Source organism: Budvicia diplopodorum, assembly GCF_009800925.1.
Classification (GTDB): domain Bacteria; phylum Pseudomonadota; class Gammaproteobacteria; order Enterobacterales; family Enterobacteriaceae; genus Budvicia; species Budvicia diplopodorum.
The window spans coordinates 166,699-186,093 of the sequence record NZ_WOYF01000005.1 but is presented as its reverse complement, the minus strand read 5'-3'; the positions used below and the strand labels follow the sequence as shown (position 1 = coordinate 186,093).

The window sequence follows — 19,395 nt, the reverse complement described above, 5'->3', positions numbered from 1 at the left end:
TTTTTGACTATTTATCGGTAAACCGCGTTTTTTTCATTACCCCTTATGGCGTAAGGCCTGTGGGTAGTTTTCGATGAGAAATAAGTAGCAATTTCGTTGCTAAACAGGTTTACTTTCGCCAATCAATTTTTTAGTAGGTTGTTTATGTCAATGTCTCAACTTAGCGTAGCTATTCTTGCCGCCGGTAAGGGTACGCGTATGTATTCAGATGTTCCAAAAGTACTGCATTTATTGGCCGGTAAGCCGATGGTACAGCACGTCATTGATACAGCGTCTAAACTGGGTGCAAAACAGGTTCATCTGGTTTACGGCCACGGCGGTGACCTACTTAAAAAGGCTTTAGCCGATCGGTTTATTAACTGGGTTTTACAGGCTGAACAGCTGGGTACCGGCCATGCGATGCAGCAGGCGGCCCCCTATTTTGCTGACGATGAAAACGTACTCATGCTGTACGGTGACGTGCCGCTAATTTGTGAAGATACCCTTCGTCGCTTAGTGGACGCTAAGCCAGAAGGCGGCATTGGCCTATTGACGGTGAAGCTTGACGACCCTAGCGGGTATGGTCGTATCGTGCGTAAAGACGATCGTATTGTGAGTATCGTTGAGCACAAAGATGCCACGCCGGAACAGCATAAGATTAACGAAATCAATACTGGAATTCTGGTTGCCAGCGGCAATGATTTAAAGCGCTGGTTAACCAAGCTCGACAACAACAACGCTCAGGGTGAGTTCTATATTACCGATATCATCGGCTTAGCTCACGCCGAAGGTAAATGCATTGAAGCCGTTCACCCATCCCGCTTAAGCGAAGTTGAAGGGGTGAATAACCGTCTACAGCTTTCCCGTTTGGAAAGAGTCTATCAGTCAGAGCAGGCCGAGCGCCTATTGCTTGCCGGCGTTATGCTTAATGACCCGTCCCGTTTTGATCTGCGCGGTGAATTAATTCACGGCCGCGATATCACCATCGATACCAATGTGATTATTGAAGGTCAGGTGGTGTTAGGCGATCGGGTACATATTGGCAGCGGCTGCATACTGAAAAACTGCGTGATTGATAATGACAGCATTATCAGCCCCTACAGCGTCATTGAAAATGCAGAGCTCAGCACGGGCTGTACGATTGGGCCTTTTGCCCGCCTGCGCCCCGGCGCTAAGCTGGAGCAAGACGCTCACGTTGGCAACTTTGTTGAAATCAAAAATGCGCGTTTGGGTAAAGGTTCTAAAGCCGGTCATCTCTCCTATTTGGGCGATGCCGATATTGGCGATCGGGTCAATATTGGTGCAGGTACTATCACCTGTAACTATGACGGCGCCAATAAGTTTAAGACCATTATCGGTGATGACGTGTTTGTTGGCTCGGATACTCAACTTGTTGCGCCCGTCAGCGTAGCCAACGGCGCTACCATTGGTGCCGGAACCACGGTGACCAGCGATGTTGGTGAGAATGAACTGGTGATTAGTCGGGTCAGGCAACGGCATATTAGCGGCTGGCAGCGGCCGGTGAAAAAGAAATAGCGTAGTTGTATTGCAGGATGCGGAGAGAATTCGCCCCGCATCCTGATAAATCAAATAGTGATTAATTTTTGTTATCGACCTTGTTTCACCAATAAGATCGATACCAAAATATAATAATCCCCAACTCTACAGGCTCGGGGAAGTCGGAAATCCGGCAAAAAAAGGTCAAGGGCATCGAACAGAATCAGGATAATCATCCGGTTCTTTAATTAGGAATATAAAACGATGTGTGGAATTGTTGGTGCAGTAGCACAACGAGATATAGCTGAAATATTGTTAGAAGGTTTACGTCGTCTTGAGTATCGCGGTTACGACTCTGCGGGTATTGCTGTTGTAGATGAAAGCAATAACCTTCAGCGTATTCGTCGCTTAGGCAAAGTGAACATGCTGAGTGAAGCAGTTGACGCGTCTCCGCTGAAAGGTGGAACCGGTATTGCTCATACCCGTTGGGCAACCCACGGAGAGCCTTCTGAAAGCAACGCTCACCCTCACGAATCTGGTTATATTGCCGTGGTTCATAACGGTATTATTGAAAACTATGAGGGTTTGCGCGATGCGTTAATCGCCAAAGGCTACGTTTTCACCTCAGAAACTGATACCGAGGTTATTGCGCACTCCGTGCACGATGAACTCAAAAATAATAGTGAATTAACCCTGCTTGAAGCGGTACAGCGCGTGGTTAAAGTGCTGCGCGGTGCATACGGTACCGTGATTATGGATCGCCGTAATCCAGACGTTTTGGTCGCAGCCCGTTCAGGTAGCCCGATGGTTATCGGATTAGGCTTTGGTGAAAACTTTATTGCTTCCGACCAACTGGCCCTGCTGCCGGTTACCCGCCGCTTTATCTACCTAGAAGAGGGGGATGTTGCTGAAGTAACGCGCCACTCGGTGACTATTTTTGATAAACAAGGCGCGCCGGTAGATCGTCCTGATATGGAATCCACCAGTCAGTATGATGCGGGCGATAAAGGTGCTTACCGTCACTACATGCAAAAAGAGATTTATGAACAGCCTCTGGCAATTAAAAACACCCTTGAAGGGCGTATAAGCCATGGTCTGGTTAATCTCGATGAGCTCGGTGAACCCGCGCTTAAAATGCTGGAACAGGTAAAACATGTTCAAATCGTTGCCTGTGGTACCTCTTATCATTCAGGCATGGTTGCCCGCTATTGGTTCGAAGCGTTGGCCGGTGTGCCTTGCGATATTGAAATCGCCTCTGAGTTCCGTTATCGCAAACCGGCGAAGCGTACAGGAAGTCTGCTGATCACGCTGTCGCAGTCGGGTGAAACCGCCGATACGCTGGCCGCGCTACGCTTATCTAAAGAGCTGGGTTATTTAGGTTCGCTGGCGGTATGTAACGTAGGTGGTTCTTCGCTGGTACGTGAGTCAGATATGGCTCTGATGACTAAAGCCGGCGTTGAAATTGGCGTTGCTTCGACTAAAGCCTTTACTACTCAGTTAACCGTTCTGTTACTGCTGGTTGCCCAAATGGGCCGCTCACACGGTATGCCAGAAAAAACCGAGCATGATATCGTTCATGCCCTGCAGGCATTACCAAGCCGTATCGAGCAGATGCTGTCACTGGATAAAACCATTGAAGCGCTGGCTGAAGGTTTCTCTGATAAACACCATGCGCTGTTCTTAGGCCGTGGCGATCAGTATCCGATTGCGATGGAAGGGGCTTTGAAGTTAAAAGAGATCTCTTATATCCACGCAGAAGCGTATGCAGCCGGAGAGCTTAAGCACGGTCCGCTGGCGTTAATTGATGCCGATATGCCGGTTATCGTGGTTGCGCCTAACAACGAGCTGTTAGAGAAGCTTAAATCGAATATTGAAGAAGTCCGCGCCCGTGGCGGTCAGCTTTATGTATTTGCCGCTGAAGATGCGGGCTTTACCAGCGTTGAAGGCATGACCATTATTCCACTGCCTTACGTCGATGAGCTTGTAGCTCCGGTATTCTATACCATACCGCTTCAGCTACTTTCTTATCACGTGGCATTGATCAAAGGTACTGACGTCGATCAGCCGCGTAATCTGGCGAAGTCTGTTACCGTAGAGTAATGGCTTAACTGATATACTACCCCGAAATAGCGCAATGTTATTTCGGGGTTTTTTTGCTTAGAAATATCAGCTACTACAAATTTCCCCACTGTCATAAAACTGTCATCAACCTGACACTATACTGTCATCAATTCGTCTTATCTTTTGGCTTGTACTTATAATCAGTCTTATATTTAACGATGCAGAGCTAATAAATTCCTTTAGGAGGAATGATGAAACTGATACGTAAAACCCTTGCTTATGCAGTAGCTACCACTTTATCGATGACTGCGTTATCGGCCTTTGCTGTAGAAAATATTACAGGAGCCGGTGCAACCTTTCCGGCTCCTGTTTATGCCAAATGGGCTGACAGTTATCAAAAAGAGACAGGGAATAACATCAACTATCAGGGAATCGGATCGTCGGGCGGTGTAAAACAAATTATTGCTAACACTGTTGATTTTGGTGCATCGGATGCCCCGCTGGACGATCAACGTCTGGCCAAGGAAGATTTGTTCCAGTTTCCGACCGTAATTGGCGGTGTGGTGCTGGCCGTGAATATTGACGGCATTAAATCTGGCCAGCTGACGTTAGACGGCAAAACGCTGGGTGACATCTATCTGGGCACGATTAAAAAGTGGAACGACCCGGCAATTGCTAAGTTAAATCCGGGGCTGAAGCTACCGGAACAAGATATTGCCGTCGTTCGCCGTGCGGATGGTTCAGGCACCTCTTTCGTTTTTACCAGCTACTTATCAAAAGTGAACGGTGACTGGAAAGATAAAGTCGGTATTGGTTCTACGGTCAACTGGCCGACAGGCCTAGGCGGAAAAGGTAATGACGGTATTGCAGCCTTCGTTCAGCGCTTACCGGGCTCAATTGGTTACGTTGAATACTCTTACGCAAAACAAAACAATCTGGCTTATACCAAACTGATTTCTGCCGATGGTCAGGCCGTTAGCCCGACTCAGGAATCGTTCAGTGCGGCAGCGACCGGCGTTGACTGGTCTAAATCGTTTGCCCAAGATCTGACCTTCCAAAAGGGTAACAACGCTTGGCCAATTACATCAACCACCTTCATTCTGGTGCATAAAACTCAGAAAGACGCGAAACGTGGGGCTGAAGTGATTAAGTTCTTTGAGTGGGGTTACCATAAAGGTGGTCCGTTAGCGAAAGAGCTAGACTATGCGGTATTGCCTGACGTGGTCGTCAAGCAGGTGCGTGACGCATGGAAAACGCAGATAAAAGATAGCAGTGGAAAAGCGCTGTACTAAGATACCTTTTGTACTTTACGTTGAGTATGACGGGTTCATAAAAAGCCCCTTTTTGGTCTGATGACCGGGAAGGGGCAATAAAGATCTAAAAGAGACGCTTATGGCTGAATACAAGCCGGTAATCAAAGCCCCGGGAAGACAGGGCGATATTCTTTTCAGCGCGCTGGTTAAGTTAGCGGCGCTGATTACGCTATTGCTATTGGGCGGCATTATTGTGTCGTTGATGGTTGCTTCATGGCCAAGCATTCAGGCGTTTGGCGCTAGCTTTTTGTGGACCAAAGAGTGGGATGCTCCGGCTGATAAGTTCGGCGCACTGGTACCTATTTACGGCACTATTGTGACCTCACTGATTGCGTTAATTATTGCCGTTCCGGTGAGTTTTGGCATTGCGCTGTTTCTTACCGAGTTAGCGCCAAACTGGTTAAAACGCCCGCTGGGTATTGCTATTGAACTGCTGGCGGCTATTCCGAGCATTGTTTACGGCATGTGGGGGCTATTTATTTTTGCTCCACTGTTTGCCAAATATTTTCAACAGCCTATCGGCAACGTAATGTCTAATATCCCGATTGTCGGCACGCTATTTTCCGGGCCAGCTTTCGGTATTGGTATTTTGGCCGCCGGGGTGATTTTAGCGATTATGATCATTCCTTACATTGCGGCAGTAATGCGCGATGTGTTTGAACAGACACCGGTTCTGCTTAAAGAGTCAGCCTACGGTATCGGCTGTACTACGTGGGAAGTTATCCGCAATATCGTTCTGCCTTACACTAAAAATGGGGTGATTGGCGGCGTTATGCTGGGGCTTGGTCGTGCGCTTGGTGAGACCATGGCGGTGACCTTTGTGATTGGTAATACCTATCAGTTGGACAGCTTCTCGCTGTTTATGCCGGGAAACAGTATCACGTCGGCGCTGGCCAACGAGTTTGCTGAGGCTGAGTCGGGTTTACATACTTCCGCACTGATGGAGCTGGGCCTGATTCTGTTCGCCATTACTTTCGTCGTGCTCTCAATTTCTAAGTTTATGATTTCACGCTTAGATAAGAATGAGGGGAGCTGATATGTCTGATACTAATCAATCCAGTATTGAGTCTTTTAATGCCGGCCGCCAGCGCATGCAGGCATGGCGTCGCCAGAAAAACCGCGCCGCACTTTTGATTTCAATACTGGCCATGGCCTTTGGCCTGTTCTGGCTGATTTGGATTCTGTTTTCTACCGTCACCAAAGGTATCGACGGTATGTCGTTGGCGCTGTTTACTGAAATGACGCCGCCGCCGAATACCGCAGGTGGCGGGTTAGCCAACGCCATTGCTGGTAGCGGATTATTGATTTTGTGGGCCACGGTTATCGGTACGCCGTTGGGGATTATGGCCGGAATTTATTTGGCGGAATATGGCCGTAAATCATTGCTGGCATCGTTAGTTCGTTTCATTAACGACATTTTGCTGTCGGCGCCGTCGATTGTAGTTGGCCTGTTTGTGTATACCATTGTCGTGGTCAGGATGGAGCACTTCTCCGGCTGGGCCGGTGTGATTGCGCTGGCGTTATTACAAATTCCCATCGTTATCCGCACTACTGAAAACATGCTGCGGCTGGTGCCCGATAGCCTGCGTGAAGCGGCTTACGCCTTAGGCACGCCAAAATGGAAAATCATTTTATCGCTGACCCTAAAAGCATCGACATCGGGCATTATTACCGGCGTACTGCTGGCCATAGCGCGTATTGCCGGTGAGACTGCGCCGCTGCTGTTTACCGCGCTGTCGAATCAGTTCTGGAGCCTTGACCTGAGCCATCCAATTGCCAGCTTACCGGTCACCATATTTAAGTTCGCCATGAGCCCGTTCTCTGAATGGCAACATCTGGCCTGGGCCGGTGTATTACTGATTACTCTGTGCGTGCTGTTATTGAATATTTTGGCGCGGGTTGTGTTCGCCAAGAAGAAATATTGAGAGAGAATAATGAATCCGATGACCGATAACTCAACCAATAGCAAAATTCAGGTACGGGATCTGAACTTCCATTATGGAAAATTTCATGCCCTGAAAGATATTTCATTAGATATCGCTAAAAATCAGGTAACGGCGTTTATCGGCCCGTCCGGTTGCGGTAAATCTACCCTGCTGCGCACCTTTAATAAAATGTATCAGCTCTATCCAGAGCAGGTTGCCACCGGGCAGATTCTGTTAGACGGTCAGAATATTCTTGAAGATAGTCAGGACGTAGCGCTGCTGCGGGCCCGAGTGGGGATGGTGTTCCAAAAGCCAACGCCGTTTCCCATGTCAATTTATGACAATATCGCTTTCGGCGTGCGCCTGTTCGAGCGCCTTTCCCGTGCTGAAATGGATGAACGCGTGCAGTGGGCTTTAACCAAAGCTGCCCTGTGGAATGAAACTAAAGATAAGCTGAATCAGAGCGGCTACAGCCTGTCGGGCGGGCAGCAACAGCGTTTATGTATCGCTCGGGGAATCGCTATTCGCCCGGAAGTTCTCCTGCTTGATGAACCCTGCTCAGCCCTCGACCCTATCTCAACGGGCCGGATTGAAGAGCTGATCAGCGAACTGAAGTCAGAATATACCGTGGTGATCGTGACCCATAATATGCAACAGGCAGCTCGCTGCTCTGATAATACGGCGTTTATGTATTTGGGTGAGCTGATTGAATATTCCAATACCGACATGCTGTTTACCACACCACAAAAGAAACAGACTGAAGACTATATTACCGGCCGCTACGGTTGATAACGGGGAACCCTCATGGAAAACCTTAATTTAGGAAAGCATATTTCTGGTCAGTTTAATGCTGAACTGGAACACATCCGTACGCAGGTCATGGTGATGGGCGGTCTGGTAGAGCAACAGCTTACCGATGCCATTAATGCTATGCATCAGGCCGATGAAGAACTGGCCCGGCGCGTGATTGAAGACGATCATAAAGTGAACAGTATGGAAGTGGCGATTGACGAAGCTTGCGTAAGAATTATTGCCAAACGTCAGCCAACGGCCAGCGATTTACGTTTGGTGATGGCGATTACCAAAACCGTTTCTGAGCTGGAGCGTATCGGTGACGTGGCGGATAAAATTTGTCGCATGGCGCTGGAGAAATTTTCTCAGCAGCATAAACCGTTGCTGGTGAATCTGGAATCGCTGGGTCGCCACACGGTACAAATGCTGCACGATGCGCTGGACGCTTTTGCCCGCATGGACATTGATGAAGCGGTGCGGATTTATCGTGAAGATCAGAAGGTCGATCAGGAGTATGAAAGCATTATTCGTCAGCTAATGACCTATATGATGGAAGACCCCCGCGCCATTCCTAGCGTATTAACCGCGTTGGCCTGCGCCCGGTCGATTGAACGTATTGGCGATCGCTGCCAGAACATTTGTGAATTTATTTTCTACTTCGTTAAAGGCCAGGATTTCCGCCACCGCAGCGGCGAAGAAATTGAGAGTTTGCTGGCTAAGAAGTAAGCCAGTTTACATCCTGTTTTATAGCCCCTTCGGCGATGACTGGAGGGGTTATAAGAGTTAACTTCATCGTTATCCACTTCCTGAATGATTAAGCATTAAATCGCCCCTGCCGGGTATCTGGTAACGCTGATATAAAACTGCGGAATGCTGACCACTGACTGCGTTCATTCGTCAGCGTTTATCCTGAAGTCATGCTTATATCGTAATACTGACCGCTGGCTGCATCACTGATAGTGGCCCCTGCCATCCCGGTTTTGTTGAGGGTCGGAGCGGTCAACCGGCGCCCAGCCACAGCAGAGAAAATAGAGAGGTTTCATATCAAAGCGCTTCTGTAGCCATTGCGCAGTAAAAACGAAGGTGGCTCTACCCGACCATGATAAATAATCGGGTAAAGCCAAGGGAAGGATAATTATAGTTTGCCTGCGCTGCCGCAGATTCTGATTTTCTCAGCGATAATCTGCTTCATGGCTGATTTTCCTGGTGTCATATATTGACGAGGGTCGTTAGCTTCAGGGAACTGTGCAAAGTATTTTTTTACTGCATCGGCAAAGGCAATTTTAAGCTCGGTAGCAACATTGACTTTACATATTCCCAATTCAATGGCGCGTTTTACCATAGCTTCTGGAATTCCTGAGGCACCGTGTAGCACCAGTGGAATATCAACCCGCCGTTGGATTTGCGCTAATCGCTGAAAATCGAGCTTGGGTTCACCATGATACAAACCGTGAGCGGAGCCAATGGCTACGGCCAGAGAATCCACGCCGGTTTTGGCAATAAATTCAGCCGCCACGTCGGGGTCAGTAAAGAAGCTGTTTTCAGCATCAACCACCAAGTCATCTTCTTGCCCACCAAGCCGTCCGAGTTCTGCTTCTACGCTGATATTGTAGCGGTGGCATAGTGTGGTCACCTTTGACACTAGCGCTATATTTTCGCTAAAGGGTAAGTGTGAACCGTCGATCATCACCGAGCGTACACCGGCTTTGATTTTAGTTTCGATGTCTGGCACCACTTCATGGTGATCCAGATGCAGGGCAAAGGGTAAGTTGTGTAACTTGGCTGCGGATTTACAAATAGAGACCAGATAATCAATCCCAGCATAGCTGAAGGTACCGGGAGTGCCGGCCATAATCACCGGCGAACTCATTTCGGCGGCGGTTTCAGCCACAATTTGAACGGTTTCAAGATTATGGACATTAAAAGCGGGAACGGCATAGCCCTGACTCCGGGCTTTGTTTAGCATTTCATTACTAGGAATAAGGTACATAAGTCCTCTGAATTCTTAATAATATTGCTATCCGGAGCAGCGATAATACCTATGATATTAAGCCGTCAGGACAGTAATATTTTTTTGTTGAAATGCAGCTTTATCTTGGTCGCTTATTCCTTCGTCAGTAATGATGGTGTCTAATTTATCGATCGGCAGAACCTGATTGAATCCGCTACGACCAAATTTAGATGAATCAATAACTGCAATTACCCGATGCGCGGTATTCGCCATTACGCCACTGATAGCAAAACCTTCGTTAAACGTGGTTATGCCTTTTTCAGCATCAATACCGTCAGCGCCAACAAACATAATGTTAGCTACGATACCGTTTAATGATTGTTCGGTAATGCTACCGTGCATGGAACGGGTTTTGTGCCGTAACGTGCCACCGCAAACAAACAGGGTAATTTCTTTATTTTCTGACAAGGCAAAAGCGGCCGGTAAATTGTTAGTAATAACCGTGATATTGTCGATTTTGACCAGCTCTTCGGCGATCAGTAAAGTGGTGCTGCCGCTGTCTAAAATAACGGTCTCTCCCGGTTTAACGAAAGAGGCGGCTAGAATAGCAATGCGCATTTTCGGCGCCAGCGCCTGTTCATAGCGTTCTTCCAATCGCAGTTCGTTTGCCAGTAGCGTGCCTTTATCCTGACTTACTTTAGACGCGCCGCCGTGGAAACGAACCAGCAAACCCTTCTTTTCTAACTGTCGTAAGTCTGAGCGAATGGTGACTTCAGAAATATCGAAATTACTCGAAAGGTTACTGACCAGTACACTTCCTGAAGTATTGACCATATCAACAATAAGATTTCTTCGTTCAAAAGAATTCATAAAATAGACTCATAGAATAATATTTTCGTTCGATGGGTAAACGATAACCAAAATATGCTCTATTGTCATGTTATTACCAACAAAATAGCGGATAGCTGCGTATTTAATCTTCGGTTTGCATCAGGAGCTTTCCATTCATCGGCTTTCCTTTCAGCGCCATCATTTTTTCTGCAAACTTCTCCGGATTTTCAATATCTGCAATCAGCGGGCTAAGATTGATTTGTTGATTGGAAAAGAAATTAGCTGCCAATTGCCACTCTTTTCCTGGCCAGCTCTGCGAATAATTCATCCAACTACCTATAATTTTCAATTCCTTACGCAAAATTAAGCCGAAGGTGGTTTGTGAAAGCGTTAGGTCGTGATGAAGGGTACCCACTAGCGCTATCTGGGCTTTCGGGCCAGCAATGTTAATCGCGAGTTCAATCGTTTGAGGGGTACCAGCGGTTTCCAGAATCAACTGATTGAAACGTCGATCGTGCATTTGCTTTTGAATATCTTCGCATGGCTCGGTTAATGAGTTATGGCCGTGGGTGGCGCCAAGCTGAAGGGCTAGGTCTATTTTGTTGGTATTAATATCAATGGCAGTGATAGAGGCCGCGCCCATTGCTTTAGCACACTGGATAGCCAGTAAACCAATGGTGCCGGCACCGATAACCACTACGTGTTTATTCTCACAGCCTTCTGCCAGAAGAAGGGCGTGCAAGCCCACGGTGATTGGCTCAAAAAAGGCACCCTGTAGCAGCGATACATTCTGTGGAAGTTTGAATACGTTGTTGCTATTCACCACAATATATTCGGCGTTGCCACCGTGGCTGCGTGAGCCGACAAAGCTGTACTGTTTGCATAAAGAGTAGAAGCCGCGCTGACACTCTTCACAGTGAAAACAGGGCAACAATGGCACGCAGGCTACGCTATCGCCCGGCGTTACGTTTTCAACGTTGCTGCCGGTTTCTACTACTTTTCCACTGAATTCATGGCCTAAAGTAATTGGATAAAAATGAGCGCCTTTGGCGAAAATGCGTGGAATATCTGAGCCGCACACGCCAGAGTAGGCTACCTTAACTAAAACATCGTCGGGCTTTTCAATAGCTGGCGTTGCCTTATTTTCGACGTAAGCGTTCCCGTCGCTGTCGATTGATACAGCTTTCATGGTATCTCCTGAAAATGAAGGAGTGGAATGCACTCCTTCAGATTGATAACAAAACTCGACGATGGAATATCTGGTCTAAAAATAGTCAATCGAAGGGTTTCAAGGAGAGTAGATGGCACTCCTTGAGACTATTCGGACTAGACTTTCTGCTCAGTCATCGCCTCATTCGCGAAACGACGCGCCCTGCGCCATGTGAGGAATACGCCTAATCCATAGATAACCCCGATGACTGCAATACCTGCGATATTTTTCAGGGTTAGCGCTTCCACCATCAGATAAGTGATTGGGGAGCCGCCCTGATCCATTGAGGCGACCAGATTTCCGGAGTTGGAAAGCGCACCGGCGTTAGCAGCCAGCTGCGTGTGTAACCCGATGGTCTGAGTGGCGATCCATAGGGTAATCGACATGATGATCACGCCAGATATCAGGGTACGGAACAGATTTCCCTGATGAATAGCTACCGCCATGGCGACAAAAAATCCAATGGTGGCTAAATCACCAAAGGGCAGAACCTGATTGCCCGGAACTAACACTGAGACCAATATCGTTAGCGGAATAAAAATCAGGCTGGCAGAGACTACTGCGGTATGGCCCAGTAACAGAGCTGGATCCAAACCAATCAGGAAATCCTGGCCGCCGAATTTAGCCTGCAGTTTTGAACGGGCATGACGGGCTATCGGGGTTAAGCCATCCATAATTGGCTTGATTACTCTGGGCATCAGCAGCATTACGGCAGCAGTTTTTACGGCTAACTGAAGCACGGCTTTGAGTTCATACCCGGCCAAAAGACCGATAACGATACCCATGATAAAACCAACGGTAACCGGCTCACCGAAGGCACCGAAACGCTTTTGAACGTCGTCGGAGCTAAAGTGAATTCGGTTTAATCCGGGGATTTTCTCAATAATGGTGTCAACTAGAACGGCTATTGGGCCCATATAGGCGGAAGTGCCGTGAGGAATAGCAATCCCTTCCAGCCCGAAAAAGTCTCGGGTATCTTTGGCAAACCAGTCGCCCAGCTTGTAGACAAAAGCCGCATGAACCACCACGCCCAGAATGGCAAAAGTGTAAGACCCGGTAGCGATGTGTACTAGCGCCCCGGTAAAGGTCATATGCCAGATATTCCAAATGTCAACGTTAACCACGCGGGTTAAACGGGTAACCAGCATTAGAATATTGACGCCGATAGCGATAGGAATGGCGATCAGTGCAATCTGAGATGCCCAAGTCATTGGCGATGAACCCGGCCAGCCCACGTCAATCACCTTAAGGTTGATATCAAAGGCTTCGGCCATGGCTTTAGCCGCCGGCCCGATTGAATCGAGCATCAGGCCAATGACCAAACCGATACCGACAAAGCCGATACCGATATGGATACCCGACTTAAAGGCATCGCCTAGCTTCATGCCCAGAATCAGGGAGAAGATGATGATCACAATTGGTAGCATAACCGTTGGCCCGAGGTCGAGCACGTAACGCATGATTTCAGTAAACATGAACTTACCCCTTAAGGATGCATAAAATTTTGTCTTTCAGAGCATCCATTCCTACGCCGGAAATAAAAGGCATACCGTGGACAACGGGAATATCGCCAAAGGTTTGATCCACCCGCGCGGTGGTACAAATCATGTCGGCACCGTGTTTATAGGTGTCTATTTCATTCACTCGGCACTGAATAATTTCAAGTCCGATATTGTTGGTTTCACATAGCTCTCTAATCTCTTCCGCTGCCAGCGTTGAAGTAGCAACAGCGCCGCCACAGGCGACAATAACTTTACGTTTCACGATGAAACCCTCTTTCTTATTGATATGTAGTTAATGGCTGCCGGTGACATGGCTCTATAAGAAACTGCTCAGTGAGTTAGTGACTGGGAAAAAAGCTCAGCCAGCTTGTCTTCAGGTTCGGTCAGTAACGAATTTAAAAGCGCCGTGTCCTGTAAGGTACCGAACAGTTTTCTTAGCAAGGCCAACTGCTTGTCCGGATGGGTGACGACTAAGGCAATAATTAGCTTTACCTCAATCATTCCATCGCTATCAGCCTGATTAAAAGAGACCGGCGCATCAGGGCGAATTAAATAGATAGCCGGCTCGTTGGCGTGGGTTACTTCACAGTGAGGAATGGCGACCGCATGTTGTTCTAACTCGATGCCGGTCGGGTACATAGCCTCTCTTTCTAATAATGCTGACAGGTAGCTTTGCTTCACCACGCCAGCGCTAACTAAGGTTTCGCTAATGTGATGAAGGGCCGATTGATAGTCAGCAAACTTAATTCCAGTACGAACGAAAATTTTGCTCTGTTGCATGGTTTATTCTCCGCATCCATAGGCATAGGCCCGTAATACATCCTGAACTTTGTCGATAATCAGGCTCTCGGGTGTCAGCGGTAGTTTATTTTCCATAACTCTTTCAAACTGAAGGGAAAAATACTGACTTAGCAATCCTAACGGAATCTGGGTTTTTTGTAGGTTAGAAATCAGCATTTCAACGCTTTTATTTATGCGTTCATTAGGCCAGTAATAGCGGATGCGATCCGAAAGGCTGTAGTGGATATCGAGCAGAGAGTGGCTGAAAACCGGGCTGTAATACTTCTTCCAGTATTCTGGTTCGTCCAGCATCACTGAATCAATCACGTTAAGCACTTGGCTGCATTTTTCTGGCGCTACCAAGGCTTTTTCGATATGGGCCAATGAAAATATTGCTTCCCGCAGGGCGAAGGTTAACGCAGGGCCTACCTTTAAAATAGCAAAATGGTCTTTTACCAGATTGCGGTAAGACTCTTTGGTCTGGTAATCCGTTGAATGGGCTTCATAGACCAGAGGGGTTGATTCAATAAACTCAGACAGCTCTTTAGCCGCCTGTGGCTGATACAAGATTACCTGCGAGTGGTCAAATTCAACGCCGGGCTGAACGACTACCGCGACAATCCGATCAATAGCTTTTTCCAGACCGATCTCTCTAAAGGCCTTTTCATGAGACTCGATGGTATAGCGGGCATCGGCCTGAGTGGTGACATGAACTTCGCCAATGGCGGATGATTCGCCGCCGGGCACTGGCACTTCAGTGCCAATTACATAGGTTAACTGTCGTTTTTGTTCATCGGTGGCGGTATCTTCGGCCACTTTACACAGACGCGCGGCTCTGGCTGCTACAACGTCAGGAGAAAGCGGAACCGGATCGTCAGCGCAGGACATTGATGCATCTAAATGGATCTTACTGAATCCGGCTTTGATATATTCAGCGATCAGCACTTCTGACTTTTGCATTGCCTGTTCAGCACTTTCGTTTTGCCAGCAGTTAGGGCCTAAATGGTCACCACCCAGTAGAATTCTTTCGTGAGGAAAGCCTAATTTATCCGCGATGCGATAAACAAAATGGCGAAAGTCTTCCGGTTTCATCCCGGTATAACCGCCAAACTGATTAACCTGATTTGACGTTGCTTCAATTAAAACTTTACGAGACGTATTTAAATCAAAGGCCAGAGTGGCCTCAATTACCAGCGGATGGGCTGAACAGACTGAACATATTCCATGGCTGGGCTGTTTTTTGTGTTGTTGTATGGTTTGTTTCATCATTGATCTCCATCAGATATGGGGCAATGATCGTAATATTTCGAAAGATGTTCAATTGTTATTATTTCGAGTTGTGATCTGTATCGAAATAAATGAAAGGTGCGTTGGTTTATTTTAATGATAAATAAGGGATTTTTATTATCATAAAATGAAAGGTTGTTAATGGAAGTGAAAGTGGTAAGCCTGACATTACTGCTTTATGGACGTTGAGAATAAAACAGTACTGTTATAACTAAAAGATACATTAAGGAGTATGGAAGTTAAAACTGGCCTCTAATGTCCGTAAACTGGAGGCAGCGCTAAATTGGGCATAAAGCATAAAAACCATCTGATGCCAGCAGGTAAATCTTTTTGAATACTTATCAGATTGATATTGTTGAGCTAAGCACTCAAAATTTTGGCGAGGAAAAGATTTCAAAATAGCTTATATTTTTTATGTTGCAGAGGCAGAAAAATGGGCTGGTGTTTATGATATTTTCCATCAACTTACTGTTTCTGCAACTTTTTTTCCTAAAAATTTATTCCGAACAGTCGTGGTTTTTCAACGGGATGACGACTCTAGAACCTAGAGCCAAGGCTACGTTAGTACGAAAAGCTAAAGCTAAGGCTAAAAGCTCACACCAGCTTTCGTCATCGTTTTAGACAAACCTGCGGTAACCCCTGACTTTCCGGATGTTCGCATACGCACAAATCAGCCTGATACCAACGCGTCAGCAACTCGGTATTCAGCACCTCTTTTGGCGTGCCTGATGCCACCAGCGTTCCCTGATGAAGCAGCAATACTTTATCGGCATACAGCGCGGCCAGATTAAGATCGTGAAGTATGGTGCATACGGAAAACGGTGCGCCGCGGGTCATTTTTTTTAACAGGCGTAGAGTGTGCTGTTGGTGGTAAAGGTCCAGCGCTGAAGTGGGTTCATCAAGAAACAGATAGCGCTGCTCTGGCGATGAGTGCCACAGCTGGGCCATTAAGCGGCCAAGCTGAACCCGCTGCTTTTCTCCGCCTGAAAGCTGGTTATAGTTGCGATTGAGCAATGTGCCGCACTCGGTCATTTCAACCGCGCAATCAATCGCTTGCTGATTTAATTTATGCTTACCGTAAGGCGCTCGCCCCATAGCGATAACGTCACGCACGCTGAACGGAAAAGATAATCCGCTCTGTTGGTTCATCACGCCTCTGATTTTAGCCAGCTCCAGATGCGGCCATTGGGATAAACAGCGATCCTGTAGTAAGCATCGGCCGCTATCCGGCGCTAAATATCCGGTCAGTATGCGCAGCAGCGTCGATTTACCCGCGCCGTTGGGGCCTATAATCGTCACCAGTTGGCCGGGAACTAAATCCAGCGACACGTCGTTAATGATTTTTTTATTTAACCGGCTATAGGTCAGGTTTTCAGCTCTGAGCATGGCTCCCTCCGGTTTGCCGCAGTATTAACCATAAAAAGTAGGGGCCGCCTATCAGGCTGGTGAGTAGCCCGACGGGAATTTCTGCCGGTGCGGCGATGGTGCGAGCAAGGGTATCTGCAACCAGCAATAGACAGGCTCCGCCGAGAACGGAGCCGGGCAACAGCCAGCGGTGATCGGGGCCGAGCTGTAAACGAATTAAATGGGGAATAACCAGCCCGATAAAGCCGATAGCGCCGCTCATAGCAACGGACGTACCAACCAACAGGGCGCTTAACAACAGCAAGCGTCGTTTAACCGATTCCACATTAACGCCCAAATAGTGGGCTTCTTCATCGCCTAGCTGAAGCAGATTAAGTAACCGGGACAATCGCAGGCAGGCAATAACCGTAGGAACAATCAGCGACGCGGCAATGGCTAAAGTCGGCCATTGGGCTTGACCCAAACTCCCCATACTCCACAGCGAAAACTGGCGCAGCTGTTGGTCGTCGCTGATATAGCTGAGCACGCCGATAGCCGCACCGGCCAGCGCATTAATGGCGATACCGGCTAACAGCAGGCGAGTCAGGTTCCCGTGCCCGCGCTGGCTCAGGGCATACAGCAACAGGCACACCACAACGCTACCGATAAATGCGGCCAGCGTATGGCCATACATCATGAAAATAGCCGGTAAGGGCAACGGAATTAGAATGGCAAAGGCCACGCATAGCGCAGCCCCGGTGCTGATACCCAGTAGTCCCGGGTCAGCCAGCGGGTTACGAAACAGCCCTTGCATTACAGCGCCTGACACCGCCAGCGCTCCACCGATTAAGACTGCCAGCAACACTCTTGGCAGCCGGATATGCAGCCAGATATTCCAACTCCCTTGATCAAGCGAGTTGGTTATCAGCGTATAGAACGACAGCTTGACCGGGCCGAGGTTGGCTGCGCTTAGGGTAAGCACCACTAGCACGACTAGCATCGTCATTAACCAACTGCGCGGTGAAAGGCGGATGTTCATCAGTGGGTGTCTTCCATAGCTTTACGTAGGGTAGATATCACTTCTGGCGTTTTCAGACTGAATCCGAGTAGTGCCAGATCGTCAACGACGATGAAGCGCCTGTTTTTCCCGGCCGGAGTTTGGGCTATTCCCGGTAATTGCCAGATTTTCTCTTCTCCGCCCATCGCGGTAAAGCCTGCGGTGGTTAATAGCAGCAGTTCGGGCGCGGCGGCAATAATGCCTTCCTGAGACAGCGGACGGTATTTGTTGAATCCCTGCATGGCATTCGTGCCACCGGCAAAGCCAATAATCGCGTCTGCGGCCGTATTCTGGCCAGCGGCCATTGGCGCACCGCCGCCGTAGTTCATGACAAACAGCACCTTAGTCGATAGCCTGTTTTTCGGTATTGCAGCCAGTTGCCGTTCATAATGGGCAATTAACAGATTACCGGCCTGCTCTTTGCCTAATGCCTGTGCAACGGTGCTGATTTTTTTTGCGACCGTTTCCAGCGATGGCTGCCCCGGAATGCTGACTACCTTGATGCCGCTGTTTCTTACCTGTTCCAGCGCCAGCGCGGGTAATGATTGGTCACTGGCCAGAATCAGCGTTGGTTTGAGCGACAGAATACCTTCGGCATTTAGCTGGCGCATATAGCCGATATCCGGTAGCGCGTTAACCGCTTGCGGATAGGTACTGGTTGAGTCACGACCAATCAGCTGGGACTCGGCGTGTAAGGCGTAGACAATCTCGGTAACGTCGCCACCGATACTGATAATTCGCTCATTAGCCTGTGAAAACAGTGGCAGTAACGCGCAGAATGTAACGATCCATAGTCTGATAAATAAACTCATGCGAACACCATTTGTTGTTGCAGTAACGTATCTATCTGGTCACGCCATTTTTGCTGTTCCGGCTGACCTTCGGTGCGCTGTCCGTATAGTTGGGCGATTTGAGTCCCATCATGGGAGAACAGCTCCAAACTGGTTACATGACCGTCTTTAGTCGGTTTACGGGTAACCCAGCTTTCAACAATGTCGGTTTCAATTAAGTGAAGAACGAACTTCTTATTGAAAATATTCAGCCACTCTTCATGCGGCATAATTTTTTCAATTTTTCCGGTGAAGATTTGCACACAGCCGCGGTTACCAACAAAAATCATAATGTCATTGGCGTCATTTTTTACCATTTGAAGTAACTGCCTTAGCGCCTGATTATCAACGCGTTGGGCTAAATCGCCATCAACGGTATGGAAAGCCTGCTGGCGGGTAATGCCGTGCTTACGTAGCAGATTAAAAAATTGATGAACGTCGGTCATGGCACGCCATTCGCTGTCAATGGCTTTACTGTCAATATTCGGTTCGTCGTTGTTGGCTGTCGGCTCTGCGACGGAGAGTTCCAGCACCGGATTTTCCTGCAGGGTAAACGCTGCGATGACTTTGTTCCATGCGTCCATATTGGTGTTATCAGTGGCATACACTTTATGTACTGCGTCGCCATAGCTATCGAAAAACTGAATGCTGTGACGAGGCCCGCGCTTGCTCTCTTCGGTTAACGAGAATGCGCTATGCCAGTGGTTTAGGAACAGGCGTAAATCAAGATCGTAAGGATTTAGAATCAGTCCGGCGTGGCCGCTCAGGTGTTGGTTTTGATAACTTCCCAGATGTTCGTGGACTGCGTGCTCGTTTCTGGTAATGGCTTTAATTTCAACCACGTTTTCCAGTGCGGCTAACAGTGCTCTGATATCTCCTTTCAGGCGAACAGCATCTTGGCCAACGCGGGTGTGCAATAGCTCGGCCTCGCTGACGTTAAGTAGCTTGGCTAAATCCCGGGCATATTTTTCAGGGTGTTGCCGTTTAGCCTGTAAGTAGTTTTGGTATAGCGAAGTTGTCATTGTTTATTCCTGTC

Annotated in this window: 19 protein-coding genes; 7 read left to right on the top strand and 12 right to left on the bottom strand. The window is 48.1% G+C overall.

All coding sequences use genetic code 11. The annotated features are described in order from the left end of the window. The first annotated feature begins 144 nt into the window (after nucleotides 1-144). From glmU to phoU, 7 genes are all read left to right on the top strand, one after another. Complete coding sequence (gene glmU / locus GVI43_RS07420; RefSeq protein ID WP_159566223.1) at nucleotides 145-1,515, top strand: bifunctional UDP-N-acetylglucosamine diphosphorylase/glucosamine-1-phosphate N-acetyltransferase GlmU; 1,371 nt, start codon at nucleotides 145-147, stop codon at nucleotides 1,513-1,515. A 225-nt stretch (nucleotides 1,516-1,740) separates the two neighbouring features. Next, on the top strand, nucleotides 1,741-3,576 hold the full coding sequence (gene glmS, locus GVI43_RS07415; RefSeq protein WP_159566222.1) for a glutamine--fructose-6-phosphate transaminase (isomerizing): 1,836 nt from the start codon (nucleotides 1,741-1,743) through the stop codon (nucleotides 3,574-3,576). Between the two features lie 212 nt (nucleotides 3,577-3,788). Beyond that, nucleotides 3,789-4,829 carry a phosphate ABC transporter substrate-binding protein PstS gene (gene pstS, locus GVI43_RS07410; protein WP_159566267.1) on the top strand — a complete coding sequence of 347 codons (1,041 nt, stop codon included), beginning with the start codon at nucleotides 3,789-3,791 and terminating at the stop codon, nucleotides 4,827-4,829. Nucleotides 4,830-4,929: 100 nt separating this feature from the next. Beyond that, nucleotides 4,930-5,886, top strand: coding sequence for a phosphate ABC transporter permease PstC (gene pstC / locus GVI43_RS07405; RefSeq protein ID WP_159566221.1), 957 nt, complete (start codon nucleotides 4,930-4,932; stop codon nucleotides 5,884-5,886). 1 nt (nucleotide 5,887) lies between these two features. After that, a complete protein-coding gene (gene pstA / locus GVI43_RS15790; RefSeq protein WP_211959073.1) occupies nucleotides 5,888-6,775 on the top strand; it encodes a phosphate ABC transporter permease PstA in 888 nt (295 codons plus the stop codon). A gap of 18 nt (nucleotides 6,776-6,793) precedes the next feature. Further along, nucleotides 6,794-7,564 (top strand): phosphate ABC transporter ATP-binding protein PstB, encoded by a 771-nt coding sequence (gene pstB, locus GVI43_RS15785; RefSeq protein ID WP_211959075.1) that lies wholly within the window; start codon nucleotides 6,794-6,796, stop codon nucleotides 7,562-7,564. Between the two features lie 15 nt (nucleotides 7,565-7,579). Next, a complete protein-coding gene (gene phoU, locus GVI43_RS07395; RefSeq protein ID WP_159566220.1) occupies nucleotides 7,580-8,293 on the top strand; it encodes a phosphate signaling complex protein PhoU in 714 nt (237 codons plus the stop codon). Nucleotides 8,294-8,702: 409 nt separating this feature from the next. On the opposite strand, the gene GVI43_RS07390 is transcribed toward phoU, so the two are convergent. The 12 genes from GVI43_RS07390 to GVI43_RS07335 all read right to left on the bottom strand — a co-directional run bounded on the left by GVI43_RS07390 (nucleotide 8,703) and on the right by GVI43_RS07335 (nucleotide 19,381). After that, complete coding sequence (locus GVI43_RS07390) at nucleotides 8,703-9,557, bottom strand: tagatose bisphosphate family class II aldolase (protein ID WP_159566219.1); 855 nt, start codon at nucleotides 9,555-9,557, stop codon at nucleotides 8,703-8,705. A gap of 57 nt (nucleotides 9,558-9,614) precedes the next feature. Next, entirely contained in the window at nucleotides 9,615-10,388 is a 774-nt protein-coding gene (locus GVI43_RS07385; protein WP_159566218.1) for a DeoR/GlpR family DNA-binding transcription regulator, read from the bottom strand. Nucleotides 10,389-10,491: 103 nt separating this feature from the next. Beyond that, nucleotides 10,492-11,538, bottom strand: a complete 1,047-nt coding sequence (gatD, locus tag GVI43_RS07380) for a galactitol-1-phosphate 5-dehydrogenase (protein WP_159566217.1) — start codon at nucleotides 11,536-11,538, stop codon at nucleotides 10,492-10,494. A gap of 137 nt (nucleotides 11,539-11,675) precedes the next feature. Continuing rightward, nucleotides 11,676-13,034, bottom strand: coding sequence for a PTS galactitol transporter subunit IIC (locus GVI43_RS07375; RefSeq protein WP_159566216.1), 1,359 nt, complete (start codon nucleotides 13,032-13,034; stop codon nucleotides 11,676-11,678). 4 nt (nucleotides 13,035-13,038) lie between these two features. Continuing rightward, entirely contained in the window at nucleotides 13,039-13,323 is a 285-nt protein-coding gene (gatB, locus tag GVI43_RS07370) for a PTS galactitol transporter subunit IIB (RefSeq protein ID WP_159566215.1), read from the bottom strand. 68 nt (nucleotides 13,324-13,391) lie between these two features. Then, nucleotides 13,392-13,841, bottom strand: coding sequence for a PTS galactitol transporter subunit IIA (gene gatA, locus GVI43_RS07365; RefSeq protein ID WP_159566214.1), 450 nt, complete (start codon nucleotides 13,839-13,841; stop codon nucleotides 13,392-13,394). Nucleotides 13,842-13,844: 3 nt separating this feature from the next. Further along, entirely contained in the window at nucleotides 13,845-15,107 is a 1,263-nt protein-coding gene (gatZ, locus tag GVI43_RS07360) for a tagatose-bisphosphate aldolase subunit GatZ (protein ID WP_159566266.1), read from the bottom strand. 244 nt (nucleotides 15,108-15,351) lie between these two features. After that, entirely contained in the window at nucleotides 15,352-15,525 is a 174-nt protein-coding gene (locus GVI43_RS16055; RefSeq protein ID WP_159566213.1) for a DUF4372 domain-containing protein, read from the bottom strand. 212 nt (nucleotides 15,526-15,737) lie between these two features. After that, a complete protein-coding gene (locus tag GVI43_RS07350) occupies nucleotides 15,738-16,514 on the bottom strand; it encodes a heme ABC transporter ATP-binding protein (protein ID WP_159566212.1) in 777 nt (258 codons plus the stop codon). Then, entirely contained in the window at nucleotides 16,501-17,511 is a 1,011-nt protein-coding gene (locus tag GVI43_RS07345) for a FecCD family ABC transporter permease (RefSeq protein WP_159566211.1), read from the bottom strand. The genes GVI43_RS07350 and GVI43_RS07345 overlap by 14 nt, the downstream gene beginning before the upstream one ends. Beyond that, complete coding sequence (locus GVI43_RS07340; RefSeq protein ID WP_159566210.1) at nucleotides 17,511-18,341, bottom strand: heme/hemin ABC transporter substrate-binding protein; 831 nt, start codon at nucleotides 18,339-18,341, stop codon at nucleotides 17,511-17,513. The genes GVI43_RS07345 and GVI43_RS07340 overlap by 1 nt, the downstream gene beginning before the upstream one ends. Then, nucleotides 18,338-19,381 (bottom strand): hemin-degrading factor, encoded by a 1,044-nt coding sequence (locus GVI43_RS07335; protein WP_159566209.1) that lies wholly within the window; start codon nucleotides 19,379-19,381, stop codon nucleotides 18,338-18,340. The genes GVI43_RS07340 and GVI43_RS07335 overlap by 4 nt, the downstream gene beginning before the upstream one ends. Nucleotides 19,382-19,395: the final 14 nt, after the last annotated feature.

Bases quoted from the DNA above. Each gene is read 5' to 3' on its own strand.
- GVI43_RS07350 (WP_159566212.1), bottom strand. From the start codon at position 16,514: ATGCTCAGAGCTGAAAACCTGACCTATAGCCGGTTAAATAAAAAAATC.
- glmU (WP_159566223.1), top strand. From the start codon at position 145: ATGTCAATGTCTCAACTTAGCGTAGCTATTCTTGCCGCCGGTAAGGGT.
- GVI43_RS07375 (WP_159566216.1), bottom strand. From the start codon at position 13,034: ATGTTTACTGAAATCATGCGTTACGTGCTCGACCTCGGGCCAACGGTT.
- GVI43_RS07390 (WP_159566219.1), bottom strand. From the start codon at position 9,557: ATGTACCTTATTCCTAGTAATGAAATGCTAAACAAAGCCCGGAGTCAG.
- pstS (WP_159566267.1), top strand. From the start codon at position 3,789: ATGAAACTGATACGTAAAACCCTTGCTTATGCAGTAGCTACCACTTTA.
- GVI43_RS07385 (WP_159566218.1), bottom strand. From the start codon at position 10,388: ATGAATTCTTTTGAACGAAGAAATCTTATTGTTGATATGGTCAATACT.
- GVI43_RS07340 (WP_159566210.1), bottom strand. From the start codon at position 18,341: ATGAGTTTATTTATCAGACTATGGATCGTTACATTCTGCGCGTTACTG.
- gatZ (WP_159566266.1), bottom strand. From the start codon at position 15,107: ATGAAACAAACCATACAACAACACAAAAAACAGCCCAGCCATGGAATA.
- pstC (WP_159566221.1), top strand. From the start codon at position 4,930: ATGGCTGAATACAAGCCGGTAATCAAAGCCCCGGGAAGACAGGGCGAT.
- phoU (WP_159566220.1), top strand. From the start codon at position 7,580: ATGGAAAACCTTAATTTAGGAAAGCATATTTCTGGTCAGTTTAATGCT.
- pstB (WP_211959075.1), top strand. From the start codon at position 6,794: ATGACCGATAACTCAACCAATAGCAAAATTCAGGTACGGGATCTGAAC.
- GVI43_RS07345 (WP_159566211.1), bottom strand. From the start codon at position 17,511: ATGAACATCCGCCTTTCACCGCGCAGTTGGTTAATGACGATGCTAGTC.
- glmS (WP_159566222.1), top strand. From the start codon at position 1,741: ATGTGTGGAATTGTTGGTGCAGTAGCACAACGAGATATAGCTGAAATA.
- pstA (WP_211959073.1), top strand. From the start codon at position 5,888: ATGTCTGATACTAATCAATCCAGTATTGAGTCTTTTAATGCCGGCCGC.
- GVI43_RS07335 (WP_159566209.1), bottom strand. From the start codon at position 19,381: ATGACAACTTCGCTATACCAAAACTACTTACAGGCTAAACGGCAACAC.
- gatA (WP_159566214.1), bottom strand. From the start codon at position 13,841: ATGCAACAGAGCAAAATTTTCGTTCGTACTGGAATTAAGTTTGCTGAC.
- gatD (WP_159566217.1), bottom strand. From the start codon at position 11,538: ATGAAAGCTGTATCAATCGACAGCGACGGGAACGCTTACGTCGAAAAT.